Origin of the sequence: Acetanaerobacterium sp. MSJ-12 (assembly GCF_018917875.1) — a bacterium.
Lineage (GTDB): Bacteria > Bacillota > Clostridia > Oscillospirales > Ruminococcaceae > Bittarella > Bittarella massiliensis.
Window position 1 is genome coordinate 321,485 of the sequence record NZ_JAHLPK010000002.1, and the last position, 15,808, is coordinate 337,292.

Consider the following 15,808-nt stretch of genomic DNA (forward strand, 5'->3'; position numbering starts at 1 on the left):
GTGTTTGAAACCTTTAAGAATGCGTGGAAGATCGCGGATTTAAGGAAGAAAATCCTTTACACCATCATGATCATCGCCGTGGTCCGTCTGGGCTCTGTGGCTCTGCCCGTGCCCTTCCTGGACCCCTCCTCCCTGCAGTCGATGGTCAGCCAGACCGGCAGCATGCTGGGCTACATCGACATCCTGACCGGCGGCGCCTTTGCCAACGCCACCATCTTTGCCCTCTCCATCACCCCCTACATCAACGCCTCCATCATCATCAACCTGCTCACCGTGGCGATCCCGCCGCTGGAGCGGTTGTCCAAGGAGGGGGAAGAGGGGAGACGCAAGCTTAACAGGATCACCCGCTACACTGCCCTGGGGTTGGCGGTGGCCCTCTCCGTGGCCTACTACTTCCTCCTCAAGCGGCAGGGCGCTCTGCTCTACACCGGCGGCTTCGCCGGCATCTTCTCGGCCATCGTCATCATCACCGCCTTTACGGCTGGCGCCATGCTGATCATCTGGCTGGGTGAGCAGATCGACAAAAAGGGCATCGGCAACGGCATCTCCCTCATCATCTTCGCCGGCATCGTCTCCCGCGGCAAGCAGCTGGTCTCCGCCATCATCGCCTACTTCAAGCTGGCGGCACAGGGCGAGTGGAAGTTCTACATCTACATCCCCTTGATCCTGGTGCTGGCCGTCGTCATCATCGGCTTTGTGGTCATGATGACCGAGGCGGAGCGGCGGGTCCCCGTCCAGTACGCCAAGCGCGTGGTCGGGCGGAAGATGTACGGCGGGCAGAGCTCGTTCATCCCCATCAAGGTGAACATGTCCGGCGTGCTGCCCATCATCTTCGCCAGCTCGATCATCTCGATCCCTGGCACCATCAAGGCGTTTTTCGACACCGACGCCTCCACCTGGTGGGGCAAGTTCCTGTCGATCTTCGACTACAACTCCCTGGCGTATGCCATCATCTATTTCTTGCTCATCATGGCATTTAACTACTTCTACGTGGCGGTCCAGTACAATCCCCTCGAGATCGCCAACAATCTCAGAAAGAACAACGGCACCATCCCCGGCATTCGCGCGGGCAAACCGACTGTGGATTTCATCACCCGGATCCTGTCCAAGGTGACCCTCATCGGCGCCCTCTTCCTGGCGGTCATCGCTGTCTGCCCCATCGGCATCAGCGCGGCCACCGGAATGAACATCGCCCTGGGCGGCACCTCGATCCTCATCGTGGTGGGCGTTTCGCTGGAAGTGGTCCGGTCGCTGGAGGCGCAGATGATGATGCGCCATCACAAGGGCTTTTTAGAGTAAACGGGCAAGAGTAGAGGAGGCAGCTATGAATCTCATCTTTTTGGGCGCTCCCGGCGCGGGCAAAGGCACCCAGGCCGAAAAGGTCTGCGACCTGCTGAAGATCCCCGCCATCAGCACCGGCAACATCCTCCGCGAGGCTGTGAAGAACGGCACCGAGATGGGCCAGAAGGCCAAGTCCTACATGGACGCGGGCAACCTGGTCCCCGACGACGTGATCATCGGCATCGTGAAGGAGCGGCTCGCACAGAGCGATTGTGAAAACGGATTCGTTCTAGACGGCGTCCCCCGCACAGTGGCGCAGGCCGAGGCCCTGGACGAGGCGGGCGTGAGAATCGACCGGGTGGTCAACATCCAGGTCGAGGATGACGCCATCGTCCGGCGGATGTCCGGCCGGCGCGTCTGCAGCGACTGCGGCGCGTCCTACCACACCGACTACAAGCCGTCCAAAATCGACGGCGTCTGTGACAAGTGTGGCGGAAAATTGGTGATCCGGAAGGATGACCAGGAAAGCATCGTGAAGGACCGCCTGCAGGTCTATCACGATTTGACCGAGCCCCTCATCGCCTACTACGAGAAGAAGGGTGTTTTGAAAACAGTCATCGGTCAGGAGCGCGTAGAGGATACCAGCGAGCTGGTCCGCCGCGCCCTGGGGGTCTAGGGAATGATCATTCTCAAGAACTCCCGGGAACTCACCGCCATGCAGAAGGCCTGCCGCCTCTCGGCGCAGGTGCTGAAGCTGGCCGGCGAGATGGTCGAACCCGGTGTGAGCACCGGTGAAATCGACCGGGCGGTGAAGAAATTCATCCTCTCCCATGGGGCCAAGCCGTCCTTTTTGGGGTACGGCGGGTTCCCCGGCAGCGCTTGCATCTCGATCAACGACCAAGTCATTCACGGCATTCCCGGCGGGCGGGTCATCCAGGCGGGCGACATCGTCAGCGTGGATGTGGGGGCCTTCATTGGGGGCTTTCACGGCGACAACGCCGCCACCTTTGCCGCGGGGGAGGTCTCCCCAGAGGCCCAGCGCCTGATGGACGCCACCCGGCGTTCGCTGGAACTGGGCATCGAGGCCGCCGTGCCGGGCAACCGGATCGGCGACATCGGCTTTGCGGTGCAGTCGTATATCGAGAGTCAGGGCTTTTCGGTGGTGCGGGAATTTGTGGGTCACGGCGTCGGCCGGGACCTGCACGAGGAACCGGAGGTGCCCAACTACGGCCGCCCGGGCCACGGGGCCCGGCTGGTTCCCGGCATGACCATCGCCATCGAGCCCATGGTCAACCAGAAGGGCTATCAGGTGGAAGTTCTGGGGGACGGATGGACCACCGTCACCAAAGACGGCGGGCTGTCTGCCCACTTTGAAAACACGATTGCGATCACCGAGAGCGGTCCGGTGATTCTGACTCGCCCTTAGGAGGTGCACCAGATGGTGACGATCCGAGAGGGAAGTGTGGTCAAGAGCATTGCCGGCCGCGACAAAGAGCGGTACTACGTGGTCGTGTCCCCTGCGAACGGATACGTTTTTATAGCCGACGGAAAAGTGCGAAAGCTCGAACACCCAAAGAAGAAGAATATACGACACGTCTGGCCGACAGAGGGGGTCATCCCCCTCGGCCCGGAGACGACCAACCGGCAGATCCGGACCATACTGTCCGGGTACAACGATGGAACATCCATCTGTCACGAAGATTAGGGAGGTATTCGCTTGTCCAAGGAAGACGTCATTGAAGTCGAAGGCATTGTCGTGGACGCACTGCCCAACGCCACCTTTCAGGTGGAACTGGAAAACGGGCATAAGATACTGGCTCACATCTCCGGAAAGCTGCGGATGAACTTTATCCGCATTCTGCCTGGGGACAAGGTGACGGTGGAGATGTCTCCGTACGACCTCACCAAAGGGCGCATTACCTGGCGCTCGAAATAAGCAACCGAAACGTCTAGGGTACTAGGAGGTAATAATCGTGAAAGTAAGACCTTCCGTAAAACCCATTTGCGAGAAATGCAAAGTCATTAAACGCAAGGGCCGCGTAATGGTAATCTGCAAGAACCCGAAGCACAAACAGCGTCAGGGCTAAGTGCTTGGCATACCGAGATAATGGAGGTGCAACGAACACATGGCGCGTATAGCTGGTGTTGACTTGCCGAAAGAGAAGCGAGTCGAAATTGGTCTGACCTATATCTACGGCATCGGCCGTAAATCCGCAGAGAAGATTCTCGCCGCCACGGGCATCAGCCCGGACACCCGTGTCAAGGACTTGACCGAGGACGACGAGATCAAGCTGCGCGAATACATCGACAAGAACTTTGACGTGGAGGGCGATCTGCGCCGCGACGTGGCGCTCAACGTCAAGAGACTGGTGGAGATCGGCTGCTACCGCGGCGTCCGCCACAGAAAAGGGCTGCCCTGCAGAGGGCAGAGAACCAAGACGAACGCCCGGACCTGCAAGGGCCCCAAGAAGACGATCGCCAACAAGAAGAAATAAGGGAGGGGTGTAACAGATGGCACAGAAGAAACCCGTCATTCGCAAGCGCCGTGAGCGCAAGAACATCGAGCGCGGCGCTGCACATATCCAGTCCACCTTCAACAACACCATTATCACCATCACCGACGTTCAGGGCAACGCGATCTCCTGGGCTTCCGCCGGCGGACTGGGCTTTAAGGGCTCTCGTAAGTCCACCCCCTTCGCCGCGCAGATGGCCGCTGAAACCGCTGCCAAAGCCGCTATGGAGCATGGCCTGAAGACCGCCGTTGAGGTCTTCGTCAAAGGCCCCGGCTCCGGCCGTGAAGCCGCGATCCGGGCCCTGCAGTCCGCCGGGCTGGAGGTCAACATGATCAAAGACGTGACCCCCATCCCCCACAACGGCTGCCGCCCGCCCAAACGCCGTCGGGTCTAATCAAACATCAGGAGGTGTCATAATGGCTAGATATACTGGTGCGGTGTGCCGTCAGTGCCGCCGTGAAGGTCAGAAGCTGTTCCTGAAAGGGGAACGCTGCTATTCCGATAAATGCGCCATCTCCCGTCGGGCTTACGCCCCGGGCGAGCACGGCCAGAACAGCAGAAGAAAGGTGTCCGAGTACGGCCTGCAGATGCGCGAGAAGCAGAAGGCCCGCCGCTACTACGGCGTTCTGGAGAAGCAGTTCGCCGGCTACTACGAGGAGGCCGCCCGCAAAGAGGGCGTGACCGGCAGCATCCTGCTGCAGATCCTCGAGAGCCGTCTGGACAACGTGGCCTACCGCTGCGGTTTCGCCTCTTCCCGCAAAGAGGCCCGTCAGCTGGTGCTGCACAACCACTTCACCATCAACGGCAAGAAGGTCAACATCCCCTCTTACCGGGTAAAGGCCGGCGACGTCATCGCTGTGAGAGATTCCAGCAAGGACAGCGTCAAGGTCAAAGAGCTGGCGGAGGCCAACGCCTCCCGCCCGACCCCCATCTGGCTGGATGTGGACAGAGAGAACCTGAAAGCCACCGTCACAAAGCTGCCCGCCCGCGAGGACATCGACTTTGAAGTCGACGAGCAGCTGATCGTCGAGTACTACTCCAAATAAGTGAGGGTTCGGCGAGAAACGGCGATGGCCCATGGGCACATCGACACAATCTGTCTGAAGGAGGGTCATAAATGATTGAGATCGAAAAGCCGAGAATCGAGACGGAAGAACTGGCTTCTGACGGTTCTTATGGAAGATTCGTGGTAGAACCCCTCGAGCGCGGCTATGGGATCACCCTGGGCAACAGCCTGCGGCGGGTCCTGCTCTCCTCGCTGCCCGGAGTTGCCGTCACCTCTGTCAAGATTGACGGCATTCAGCACGAGTTCTCAACCATTCCCGGTGTGAAGGAAGATGTCACCGAAATCATCCTGAACATCAAAGGCCTCACTGCCAAACTGCACTGCGACGAGCCGAAAGTGGTCTACATTGAGGCCAGCGGCGAGTGCGAGGTGACTGCCGGCAGCATCCAGGCCGACAGCGAAGTGGAGATCCTGGACCCCGACATGCACATTGCATGGCTGGGCGCAGGCGCCACCCTGAGCATGGAACTGGTGCTAGAGAAGGGCCGCGGTTATGTGCCGGCTGACAAGAACAAGCAGAGCCAGCATGTGACCATCGGCGTCATCCCGGTGGACAGCATCTACACCCCGGTGTTGAAGGTCAACTACAAGGTGGAGAACACCCGCGTAGGCCAGATCACCGACTACGACAAGCTGACCCTCGAGGTCTGGACCGACGGCACCATCTCCGCCAAGGAGGCCGTCTCTCTGGGCGCCAAGGTGATCATTGAGCACCTGAACCTGTTCGTCGACCTGTCGGGCGAGGCCTACAGCGCGGAGATCATGGTGGAGAAGGACGACAAGGGCAAAGAGAAGGTCCTGGAGATGACCATCGAGGAACTGGATCTGTCTGTCCGCTCGTCCAACTGCCTGCGCCGCGCGGGGATCAACACCGTTGAGGACCTCACCAACAAGACCGAGGATGAGCTGCTGAAGGTCCGCAACCTGGGCCGCAAGTCCTTTGAAGAAGTTATCAACAAGCTGGACTCGCTGGGAGTCAGCCTGAAGGAGAGCGAGGAGTAAACCTCCCTCCTCCTTTCAAATCCCGCAAAAGGAGTGAATTTCTATGCCTAGAAAATTGGGCAGGGCAAGCGACCACAGAAAGGCGATGCTGCGTGCCATGGTCACCTATCTGCTGGAAAACGGCAAGATCGAGACCACCGTCACCCGCGCCAAAGAGGTCCGCTCGGCTGCTGAGAAGATCATCACCACCGGCAAGGAGAACACCCTTCACGCCAAGCGCCAGGTCTACTCTTACGTGACCAAAGAGGGCGTTGCCAAGAAGGTGTTCGACGAGATCGCCCCCAAGTACGCCGAGACCAAGGGCGGCTACACCCGCATCGTCAAGATCGGCCCCCGCCGCGGCGACGCCGCCGAGATGGCCATCATCGAGCTGGTCTAAGAAGCGAGCTTTTTACAGATGCGCAGTCCTGTGAGCAGGACTTTAAAAGAGGGACAGGCAGAGATGCCGGTCCCTCTTTTTTTGTGTCTATATCAACGACAGGGAAGGACACACTGTCAAACTATAAGATACAAATGGAATCAGCGGAGAGACTGGAGCGCTCTCTGCTATTGAAAGAGGCTCATTTCGACAAGCATGGACGCCTTTTCGCCAAATTTAAATTTTATCGAATATAGAAGGTCATTGTCGAAAAATCTGCACTTTATATGATAAAATTTAAAGAAATAAAACGAAATAGAGAAAAAATAATACACATATTTACAAAAACTAAAAAATATGCTATTTTACAACTAAGGAAAGGCCTTTCCCAAAAAATAAACGGGAAAGTATGATGATGAAAAAAGTGTTGGCAGGTATTGCCGCGATTTGTTGTCTGCTTGCTGTAGCTTTACCAGTGGGCGCGCAAACGGTGACGGCAAATATCACAGGCACGGCGAAGTGTTATTCCAGCAGAACATCTTCTACGGCGACCTATGCATCTGGAAAGTTGGAAACCTATTTCAATACAGGTACGGTTATTGGTGAGGGAGCCTATCAGAATGGCACCTATCGCGTTGTTATCTCGCTTAAGTGTGGTGGTGGCGATGTCCGTGAGGGTGGCAGCAATTGCGATGGCAGTAATCGCTATTGGCGGGCACAAGGCCAATCGGCTTACGGCCACCCGGTAACCGCTGCCATGCATGTGACCATCTAGGCTTTTTCAGAATACGGGAAAAGAAAGGGGAGAGCGTTTGCTTTCCCTTTTCTTCTCTATCGGACAGGCGGGGTGTACAGTGAACCTTTTTAAGAGCAGTTGGAAAGTTTTCTGGAGAAATCCCATTACCATGGTGGCCGCCATTGCCCTGTTTGTCGTGTGCAACGGCATTGGAATCTACCTCGCTTTGCAGTTTGACCACGTCCTGGTGTTTACGAGCTGTTTGCTTCGCTGCCAGCTCATCTGGTTCATTGGCTTTGGCATTCTCGGCCAGATTTTTATCGGCAGCGCCAAAGACAAACGGCTGTGGGAGGCCCTGGGGGTGATTCACGGGGGGAGAGGAAAACAGCTGTTTTCGCAGGGGTTGGTGCTGGGCGCGATCTCCCTCATTTTATTTGTCAACCTGTTTTTGTACGCCTGCGTCATCATGGCGCGACAGGGGGATGGCAGTATTGCGGTATTTTTTCATTTCTTCAAGGTCTATCTCCTCGATGTGTGGCTTTTGTCGATGATGGGGATTGCCCTGGGCGGGGCAATTGCCGTGGCCTTTGGCAGAGGGATCGTGTCGTATGGAGTGCTGATTGGCGCATTTTTGCTCTTCAGCCCCTTGTTTCAGCAGTTTCTTGTTCAGGTCGGCTATCAAAACAGCGTTGTGCAGTACGGGTCTGTTCTGGATCTCTTTCCCTACCGAGCAGGCAGCAGTTTTGTTATTGACAATTTTTATGGCTACCCCAATGAGGCAGTTCGCTGGAACCGGATTTTGTTCTGGGTGTTTTTCTTTACGGCCGTGCTGTGCTGGCTGTTAAAGGGAAAAAGAAAGACCGGGTGGGCGGTTACGGCCCTGTGCACCGTCGTTGCGGTTGGGCAGTTGGCTGGCTTTTTTCTCGGTGGAAGTCAGCACTACTGGGGATACGACTCGAGCAAAGATATATGGCTGGCAGATCAGGACTACTTTCAAAGGCGGTCGGACAAAAAGCGGCCGGGAAATGTTTCGATCGTGGGATATGACATGGAACTGTCCATCAAGCGAGAGCTGAAAGCTGCTGTCACGGTGGAGCTGGCGGACGTGCAGGAGACAGAGCTGCCCTTCACCCTTTACCACGGCTATCGACTGCACGCCATCAAGGACAATCGCGGAAAAGAGGTCCCCTTTGAGCGGGATGGAGACTACGTTTTGGTCTCTGTTGCCGCCGCCGATCCATCGGCGCTGACCTTTCTCTACGAGGGAAACGGTGCGGGGTATTACAGCAACTCTCAGGGAATCCTGCTGTTGGCCAACTTCCCCTACTACCCCATGGCCGGTTATCTGCCGATGGCTCAATTTCAAAAAAGGGCGAACGGATTGGGGGACACCTCTTTTCTGACGACGGAAAAAGAGTTTCAAGTTGACATTGAGAGCGATGTCCACTCTCTCTTTTGCAATCTGCCGGGGGAAAACGGCCACTATGAGGGGCGTGCGGAGGGGCTTACTCTGGTCGGTGGATTGGGGAAAGCTGTGCGCCTCGGTGAAACGGAAATCTATATGCCGCTTATGAACGAGGACGAAAGTCAGAGTTGGATGAATGTGGAAGAGGCGTTTCGTCTTTCCGAAGAAGAGAGGGAGCAGCTTTGCCAAAAACTTGGCCTATCCGCTGAACAGCTACACAGCCCCAAAATCATTGTTGGCGGCGGAACCCTGCCCGTCAGCCCCTTTACCCAATTGCCGGACCACATCTACACATCCCTAAATATGCGCGGCCTGAACCAACTTGCCCTGGAAAGCAGCTTGCCGGATTACATTCCCCAAGAATCTTATTCGGCGCTGGAGGTGCTCCAGGGGAAGGCCGACGATCCAATGATCCGCGAAAAAAGAGAGGTGCTGGAAGCGTTTTTAAGCTTCTCGCTCTACGGAAAGCGGGCGGTAGTAGAGACATTGGGAAGAGAGCGCGACGGGATCGCCTATCAAATTGGCCGGTCGATCCTAAAAGACGGAGAGGCAGCCGTCCTGCAAAAGCTCTATCCATATTTAATGGACGAAGAAGATATGCGGCCTCTGCAAGAGGTGTTGGAGGTGCAGGGATGATTCGGGTAGACCACCTGGAGAAGCGCTTTGGCAAAAAAGTTGCCATACAAGACATTACCCTGTCGCTGGAGCAGGGGGTATACGGCCTGTTGGGCCCCAACGGGGCGGGAAAGACGACCCTGATGCGGACGATTTTAGGCCTCTACAAGCCGGACGGAGGCCAGGTGCAGTGGGACGAGGCAAATGCTCGCGGCAGTGGCTTTTCTTTCGGTTACCTGCCGCAGCAATTCATGTCCTTTGAAGAGCTTACGGTACAGGAGACGCTCGCCTATTTTGCCACCCTGAAAAAAATCCCCAAATTGGAGCGGGACGACGAGATTGCCCGCTGTCTAAAGCTCGTGAGGCTGACGGGGGAGGCAAAAAAGAAGATGGGCGCCCTTTCGGGGGGGATGATCCGGCGCATTGGGATTGCCCAGGCCCTTCTGGGCAATCCATCCGTTGTTTTTTTTGACGAGCCCACTGCCGGTCTGGACCCAGAGGAGAGAATGAACTTTAAAATGTGCATTGCGGAGATCAAAAAGCGAGCGACGGTGTTGATCTCCACGCACATTGTATCCGATGTGGAGGGAATCTGCGATCACATCCTCATCCTCAATAGCGGCCGGCTGGTGGCCGCAGGCACCAGAAAAGAGATTGAAGAGATCGCCCGTGGAAAGGTGTGGGTGGTGCCGGCGGAGGCCAGGGGGAAAAACGAAGACGGACACTGGCACCTGATCAACGTTTACGAGCAAGACGGACAGGAGTGGATGCGGGTGTTGTCCGACGAAAAATTGGTTGAAAGTGAGCCGGCGCAACCCCATGTGGAGGACGGATACTTTTGCTGTATCAAGGGGATCGGAGGGGAGAGAAAATGAGAGACCGGCTGCGGATTCTCTATTCGGGGTTTCGCAATATGGGAAAGGTGTACTGGGCCCCGTATTTGCTGCTGTTTCTTTTTCTCCCCTATATTGCCTATCAACCGGTGGCGGTGGCGCAATTCAGCGACAAATTTATTCCGCTCATTTCAAAAGACATGCTGCACTCATTTTCTGCCTACATTCCCCTGATCCCCATCTGGTATTTGACATTTTACTTTAGGGGGCAGTTTGAGCCGGGGGCGGCAGAATTGTTGCTGGCCTACCGTCGAATACCCTATGCCAAGTCATTTGACGTGCTGTTGATCTGGGGGCATGCGGTCTTTTTGCTGCTCCCCTTTACCCTTCTTTTAAAGATATGGCTGCACTTTACGGATCTGTTGCTCTATTCGCTGCAATATGCGACGATCATGTTTGTCTACTGCACGGCATTTTTTGCCACTATGACGTTTTTTCGCTCAGTCCTGTTGGCGGCGGTGGTTCCAGTCATTTTCCATCTGCTGACTTCCATTGGGGGAGAAGAAAATCTTTTGTTTCTCGGAAATCAACCTTTGGACAGCAAAATCCTGCTCACCAAATATCTGCCGCTTTTTTTCCTGTCGTTGGCGGTGGGCATTGGCGTTGCGCAGCTTGACCAAAACAGGAAAACCTTGGATCGAACAGTTGCCCCACAGGTAAAAAAGTTGAGATATGGAAAGTACAAAGCGTTCTTTTTCGCTGGGATGGCAGTACTGGCAGTTGGCGGGGGGGTGTTGGTTTACCAGACATTCAAGCCCGATAAAACGGGGCACAAAGTCTATGAGGGCGAAGCGTTGGTTGCCTCCCTGCTAAAACATTTTCAGGCTGAAATCCCCGCGGGAACGACGCCCTATCTTTATTTTGCCGAACGGTGCGCCGCGGGACTTGCTCCTATGATGGAGAAGGACGATTCTGTTGAGAGCTCCGCCGAAGCCGGATCGGCAGATTCCTATCTCTGCTTCTACTATTTTGACCAGATGTGGCAGCGATTTGCTCCGCAGCAAGAGGCGGAAAGTCTGCTGGAACAGAATCGTCAGGTGCTGTGTGTCGGAGCGCCCAGTATTTTGGAAAAGCAACCCTATGCAGATTATACGGTTGCAAGCTACCACTGGATGTACCGACAGCGTTTCTGCAGGGAGATGGTGGAGGAGGGCTATCAGGAACAGGGCGAATACTATCAAAACGAAATTCAAGAATTGGGCTGGGAAAGTGTAGAGGCAGATGTCCGATCCCTCCTTCAGCAATCGAACCTAGGGGATGATACACCAGCATTTTGGGAACGGGCAACACTGGATCGGGACTGGGTCTACACCCAACTGTCCCTTTCGGCAAAAGACCAGACGAAGGTTCTATCCTATGCCAGATTGGCCTATATCCGCCATCGCGCATCAGAGTTGGGGCTGGACTGCCCTGACTACTGGGGAAAGACAATTGGAAATTTAGAGGTGCAGACCTCTGAGTTGGTCGGCGAGATCAACCGGGCCCCCTCGCAGACACAGAAAAATGAAAAATACGATTCCCCCTATTCACACTGCGGGATATGGCCCAAAGAGTGGATGAATTTTTGACCAAATGGGGCATCTGCGGGGAAGAAACTGTGCTATACTGGTCAGAGAGTACGAGAAAAAGGAGCTGTGACCATGCACCCCGTTTTTACCCCGGTGACCCTGCGGACCATGACGGTGAAAAACCGGATCGTCCGTTCCGCCACCCACGACTATGTCGGCAACGAGACCGGCTATGTGAACGACTTGCAGGCCGACATCTGGGAGGAGCTGGCCCAAAACGACCTGGGCCTCTTCATCACCGGCCACCTCTATGTGGATGCCCTGGGTCAGGCGTCGGCCAGCCAGAACGCCCTGGACCACGACCGCTACATCCCAGCGCTGGCGAGCGCGGTCAAACGGGTGCAGCGCCACGGCTGTAAAGTGGTGGCCCAGCTCAGCCATGCCGGGGCCAAGGCCACGCCGGAGGTGCCGCTGGCCCCCTCCGCCCTCACCCTGGAGCCGGGGGCGCCGGCCCGCGCCATGACCAAAGAGGAGATCGACCGGGCGGTCGCGGCCTTTGCCGCTGCCGCAGGGCGGGCCCAGGCGGCCGGCTGCGACGGGGTGCAGATCCACTGCGCCCATCTCTACCTGCTCAGCCAGTTCATCACCCCCTGCTGCAACCACCGCAGTGACGAGTACGGCGGCAGCCCGGAGAACCGCTTTCGCATCGTGGAGGAGGTATTGGCTGCCGTGCGGGCCCGCTGCGGAGAGGACTACCCGGTCTTTGTCAAGATCAACAGCAATGCCCCCGAGGGGGACGAGGAGTACGCCGCCGACCTGCCCTACATGATGGAGCGGTTTGCCGCCTGGAAGGTGGAGGCGGTGGAGTTCAGCGGCTGTGATTTCTACCAGCGCAAGGGGCAGCACAACTACTACCTGGAGCGGGCTGCCCGGCTGCGAAAAGCCGCCGATCAGCCGGTGATGCTGGTGGGGGGCGTGCGCACCCTGGAGGACATGGCGGCGGTACTTGACCGGGGCATTGAGATGGTCTCCCTCTGCCGCCCCTTTATCCGCCAGGCCGACCTGATCCCCCGCCTGCAGGCCGGGGAGGGGGCTGCCTGCGTCAGCTGTGGCCAGTGCAGCAGCAAGGGCAGTAAGCCCGGTCAGGCCCGCTGTATCTTCAACCGCAAGGTTCCCGGGGCGGTTTGAAAAATGAGGCCCTGAAAAGGCCAAAAATCGCTCCCAGCCGGAAGTTCGGCGGGGAGCGATTTTCTTGTAGTGGGAGCAAAAAGAGGGTGTCAGGCCAGACGGAGGGAGACCCCCGCCTCCACCAAGTCGGCTTGCCACTGGGGGGAGAGCTGGGTGTCGGTGACGATAGTGTCCAGCTGGGAGAGGTCACAGAAGTGGGAGGAGCGCACCTGGCCGAACTTGCCCGAGTCCGCCACCAGGATTTTTTGGGAGGAGGACTGGAGGACCGCCTCCTTCACCGCCACCTCATAGGGGTTGGCGCAGGTGACCCCCAGGGTCTGGTGGATCCCGGCAGCTGAGAGAAAGGCCTTGTTGACCCGGATACGGCGGATGAAGGACACCCCTTCGGCGGACTCCAGCATCTCGGTGTTGGGGTGGTAGACCCCACCGCACATCAACAGGCGGATGCCCGGCCGGTTGCGCAGGGCGAAGAGGACGTTGGCGTTGTAGCAGAGGACGGTCAGGTCGTAGTTGGTGGGGATGTGGGGCAGGATCTTGGCGGTGGTGCTGCCGGTGTCGATGGCGATGACGTCCCGCGGCTCAATGAGGGCGGCGGCGGCCCGGCCGATCTGCTCCTTCTGGGCGTTGGCCTTTTCCAGTTCCTGCAGCAGGGAGTAGCCCCCCTCCTCCCCGTCGGAGGGGTGGCCCAGCTCCAGCTCGGCCAAATCTCGGCGCACCGTCATCTCCGATACCGCCAGCCGGGAGGCCAGGGTGCGAATGGGCAGCATCCCCTGGGCGGATATCATCTGCAGCAGAAGACTCTGCCGCTGTTCCTTTTTTGTCATAAAAACACCCCATTTGTTTCCGATCTTCTCTCAATTTATCATGTCTGCCGCGCTATGTAAATAGAAAGTGGGTCAGCTTTTTGTGTGGCTTTCACAACTCTTTGTCAAACCGTTTCCCTTTTGTTGACGATTGTATTTTACCATGTTATGTTGTAAATAACAAATGTTATATATAAAATATCATTTGTTTTTAATGTGGTCACGCCGGCCGGGTGGTAGCCCGCTTTGCCGGCGGCAGAACAGAGGAGGATATGAATCATGTCAACGCCACACAACACAGCTGAAAAGGGGCAGATCGCCAGCACTGTTCTCATGCCGGGGGACCCCCTGCGCGCCAAGTACATTGCGGAGACCTACCTGGACAATGTGAGCGAGTTCAACCACGTGCGGGGGATGCTGGGCTTTACCGGCACCTACCAGGGCAAGCCGGTCTCGGTGATGGGCAGCGGAATGGGGATCCCCTCCATCGGCATCTACTCCTACGAGCTGTTTCACCACTACGGGGTGGACAATATCATCCGCCTGGGCTCTTCCGGCTCCTATGTGGAGGGGCTCAACCTCTTCGACGTGGTGATGGCCACCGCCGCCTGGAGCGCCTCCACCTATGCCCTGGCGCAGAGTGAGTACGACAAGGACCTCACCTATCCCAGCACCCAGCTCAACGCCCAGCTCAAAGAGAGCGCCCAGCGCCTGGGGAAGGAGCTGGTGGAGGGGGTCGTTCACTCCAGCGACGTCTTCTACTACCACGGCGTCGACAAGGCCGCCTACATTGAAAAACTCAACCGAGAGCACGGCTGCATCTGCATCGATATGGAGAGCTTTGCCCTCTTTCACAACGCCGCCCTCAACGGCAAGAGGGCAGCGACCCTGCTGACCATCTCCGATACCCTAAAGGGGGAGAAACAGTCCATCTCCTCGGCTGACCGGGAGCTGGCCCTCACCAACATGATGGAGATCGCCCTGGGCATTCTGTAGGGGATTGCCCCCGTTAAAGCGCTGCTGAGAGCCCTTTCCCCAAATGGGGCGAGGGCTCTCGGCGCATAAAAAAGGTCGCCGTCAGGGCCCTTTGCGGGGGCGGAGGAGTCTCTGGGGGGAAAGTCCCGAGCCGGGGGAAGACAGTCGCCGGGGCCTTTTTGTGGAGCGGTCCAGTGCGAGCGCCGGTCCATCTGCCCTGTTGGCGCAGGAGCCTTTCTTTAAGGATATGCCGCCCTGCCGTGCGGCGGGGATGGGGGAGTTCCTCCGTGAGGGGTAGAGGGGCTCAAGACAGGGGAATACTTTAAGTCGGGCGGGGGGCTGTCGCCGGGGCCTTTTGTGGGGCTGGCCGCCCGCTCATCTGCCCTGTCGGGACGAGAGGGGGGAGGCCTGTCTCTCTCGACGAGAAATCCCCTTTGGGGGCGCGCTGTCCTCCTCTTGTGATGGAGATAGAGGAGTCCCAGAGAGAGAAGTCCTTAAGTGGGGGCAACAGCTGCCGGGACCTTTTGCGAGGCTGCTCGGTTCGCGTGCGATTGCCCGCCTATCCGCCCTGTTGAGGTGAGAGGGAGCGGGTCTCCTTCTTCCAGCACAGGATATCCCTTTTGTGGGCACACTGCCTTCCCATGCGGCGGGAGCGGAAGAATCCCAGAGAGGGGGAAGACTCCCATCAGGGACGAAGGCAGCTGCCGAAGGCTTTTGCGGGACTGCCCGATGCAGGTGTGACTGCCCACCCATCTGTCTTGCTGGTGCGAGAAGAGGCGGGCCTATTTCTTCTGGTGCAAAATCCCCTTTTGAGGGCGTGCCGTCCTCCTCTTGCAGTGTAGATAGAGGGCCTCAGAGGATGAAAAGCTCCAAGAGAGGAGAAAGTCCCCAAGCCGAGGTAGAGGCCACCGCCGGGGCCTATTTGCGGGGCTGCTCGCTCATCTGTCTTGTTGGTGCGAGAAGAGGCGAGCCCACTTCTCCCCGGCACAAAATCCCATTTTTAAGGGCGCGTCGCCCTCCTATGCGGCGGGAGAAAAGGGGCCTGTGATAAATGCACATCTGCCCAGCGAGAAATGGGGGCACAGGCTGTATGCCCTTTGCCTGTCATCCCCCCTCCTCTGTTTAGCAGCGGGGGTCTTCCGCCTGCGGCGAGCGGATTTGCACACAGAGAGAAGGGAGAGAAACAGCGTGAAAAAAGGAGAAAGAGCAATGGCTCTGGCCGCTGTGGCGGCCGGGCTCTGCTGCCTGATCGGCGGGTCGCTTCTGGCGTCGCCCGGGAGTTTTGCCAAGGGCTTTTGGGAGGGGGCCGGCGGCACCCTGGCCATCGCCGGTGCGGGTGCGCTGGTCTGGCAATTTTTCAGGGCGCGAGGGAAATAGTGCAAAAAGGGGCAGCACCCCGGCGGAT

At 57.5% G+C, this 15,808-nt stretch carries 19 protein-coding genes; 18 read left to right on the forward strand and 1 reads right to left on the reverse strand.

The features are described from left to right. The 16 genes from secY (at position 1) to KQI11_RS03610 (ending at position 12,625) form a co-directional block, all read left to right on the forward strand. Positions 1-1,299: a preprotein translocase subunit SecY gene (secY, locus tag KQI11_RS03535; protein ID WP_185915771.1), complete on the forward strand. Its 1,299-nt coding sequence runs from the start codon at positions 1-3 to the stop codon at positions 1,297-1,299. A gap of 25 nt (positions 1,300-1,324) precedes the next feature. Continuing rightward, positions 1,325-1,957: an adenylate kinase gene (locus KQI11_RS03540; protein ID WP_021659696.1), complete on the forward strand. Its 633-nt coding sequence runs from the start codon at positions 1,325-1,327 to the stop codon at positions 1,955-1,957. Positions 1,958-1,960: 3 nt separating this feature from the next. Next, the gene (map, locus tag KQI11_RS03545) at positions 1,961-2,707 is read left to right on the forward strand and encodes a type I methionyl aminopeptidase (protein WP_185915770.1); all 747 of its coding nucleotides are present in this window, start codon (positions 1,961-1,963) and stop codon (positions 2,705-2,707) included. A gap of 12 nt (positions 2,708-2,719) precedes the next feature. After that, on the forward strand, positions 2,720-2,986 hold the full coding sequence (locus KQI11_RS03550) for a KOW domain-containing RNA-binding protein (protein WP_185915769.1): 267 nt from the start codon (positions 2,720-2,722) through the stop codon (positions 2,984-2,986). A gap of 12 nt (positions 2,987-2,998) precedes the next feature. Continuing rightward, the gene (infA, locus tag KQI11_RS03555) at positions 2,999-3,217 is read left to right on the forward strand and encodes a translation initiation factor IF-1 (RefSeq protein ID WP_021659699.1); all 219 of its coding nucleotides are present in this window, start codon (positions 2,999-3,001) and stop codon (positions 3,215-3,217) included. A 37-nt stretch (positions 3,218-3,254) separates the two neighbouring features. Next, positions 3,255-3,368, forward strand: a complete 114-nt coding sequence (rpmJ, locus tag KQI11_RS03560) for a 50S ribosomal protein L36 (RefSeq protein ID WP_073261210.1) — start codon at positions 3,255-3,257, stop codon at positions 3,366-3,368. A gap of 39 nt (positions 3,369-3,407) precedes the next feature. Beyond that, the gene (rpsM, locus tag KQI11_RS03565) at positions 3,408-3,776 is read left to right on the forward strand and encodes a 30S ribosomal protein S13 (RefSeq protein ID WP_021659701.1); all 369 of its coding nucleotides are present in this window, start codon (positions 3,408-3,410) and stop codon (positions 3,774-3,776) included. Between the two features lie 16 nt (positions 3,777-3,792). Next, positions 3,793-4,188: a 30S ribosomal protein S11 gene (gene rpsK, locus KQI11_RS03570; RefSeq protein WP_216401100.1), complete on the forward strand. Its 396-nt coding sequence runs from the start codon at positions 3,793-3,795 to the stop codon at positions 4,186-4,188. A 22-nt stretch (positions 4,189-4,210) separates the two neighbouring features. Then, positions 4,211-4,840, forward strand: a complete 630-nt coding sequence (rpsD, locus tag KQI11_RS03575) for a 30S ribosomal protein S4 (RefSeq protein WP_021659703.1) — start codon at positions 4,211-4,213, stop codon at positions 4,838-4,840. A 71-nt stretch (positions 4,841-4,911) separates the two neighbouring features. Then, complete coding sequence (locus KQI11_RS03580; RefSeq protein WP_021659704.1) at positions 4,912-5,862, forward strand: DNA-directed RNA polymerase subunit alpha; 951 nt, start codon at positions 4,912-4,914, stop codon at positions 5,860-5,862. Positions 5,863-5,905: 43 nt separating this feature from the next. Next, positions 5,906-6,241 (forward strand): 50S ribosomal protein L17, encoded by a 336-nt coding sequence (gene rplQ, locus KQI11_RS03585; RefSeq protein WP_185915768.1) that lies wholly within the window; start codon positions 5,906-5,908, stop codon positions 6,239-6,241. Between the two features lie 394 nt (positions 6,242-6,635). After that, positions 6,636-6,995, forward strand: a complete 360-nt coding sequence (locus tag KQI11_RS03590) for a hypothetical protein (RefSeq protein ID WP_216401101.1) — start codon at positions 6,636-6,638, stop codon at positions 6,993-6,995. A 79-nt stretch (positions 6,996-7,074) separates the two neighbouring features. Next, the gene (locus tag KQI11_RS03595) at positions 7,075-9,057 is read left to right on the forward strand and encodes an ABC transporter permease (RefSeq protein ID WP_216401102.1); all 1,983 of its coding nucleotides are present in this window, start codon (positions 7,075-7,077) and stop codon (positions 9,055-9,057) included. Beyond that, positions 9,054-9,911, forward strand: a complete 858-nt coding sequence (locus KQI11_RS03600) for an ABC transporter ATP-binding protein (RefSeq protein ID WP_216401103.1) — start codon at positions 9,054-9,056, stop codon at positions 9,909-9,911. The genes KQI11_RS03595 and KQI11_RS03600 overlap by 4 nt, the downstream gene beginning before the upstream one ends. Beyond that, complete coding sequence (locus tag KQI11_RS03605; protein WP_216401104.1) at positions 9,908-11,497, forward strand: hypothetical protein; 1,590 nt, start codon at positions 9,908-9,910, stop codon at positions 11,495-11,497. Before KQI11_RS03600 ends, KQI11_RS03605 begins: the two co-directional genes overlap by 4 nt. 72 nt (positions 11,498-11,569) lie before the next feature. Further along, the gene (locus KQI11_RS03610; protein WP_216401105.1) at positions 11,570-12,625 is read left to right on the forward strand and encodes an NADH:flavin oxidoreductase; all 1,056 of its coding nucleotides are present in this window, start codon (positions 11,570-11,572) and stop codon (positions 12,623-12,625) included. Positions 12,626-12,714: 89 nt separating this feature from the next. Here the strand turns inward: KQI11_RS03610 and KQI11_RS03615 are convergent, their stop codons facing one another. Continuing rightward, positions 12,715-13,449 carry a DeoR/GlpR family DNA-binding transcription regulator gene (locus KQI11_RS03615; RefSeq protein WP_216401106.1) on the reverse strand — a complete coding sequence of 245 codons (735 nt, stop codon included), beginning with the start codon at positions 13,447-13,449 and terminating at the stop codon, positions 12,715-12,717. Between the two features lie 258 nt (positions 13,450-13,707). Here KQI11_RS03615 and deoD point away from each other — a divergent pair, with 258 nt between their 5' ends. Together deoD and KQI11_RS03625 are read left to right on the forward strand one after the other, a co-directional pair. Beyond that, positions 13,708-14,424: a purine-nucleoside phosphorylase gene (deoD, locus tag KQI11_RS03620; protein WP_216401107.1), complete on the forward strand. Its 717-nt coding sequence runs from the start codon at positions 13,708-13,710 to the stop codon at positions 14,422-14,424. A 1,188-nt stretch (positions 14,425-15,612) separates the two neighbouring features. Then, positions 15,613-15,780 (forward strand): hypothetical protein, encoded by a 168-nt coding sequence (locus KQI11_RS03625; protein ID WP_216401108.1) that lies wholly within the window; start codon positions 15,613-15,615, stop codon positions 15,778-15,780. Positions 15,781-15,808 lie beyond the last annotated feature (28 nt).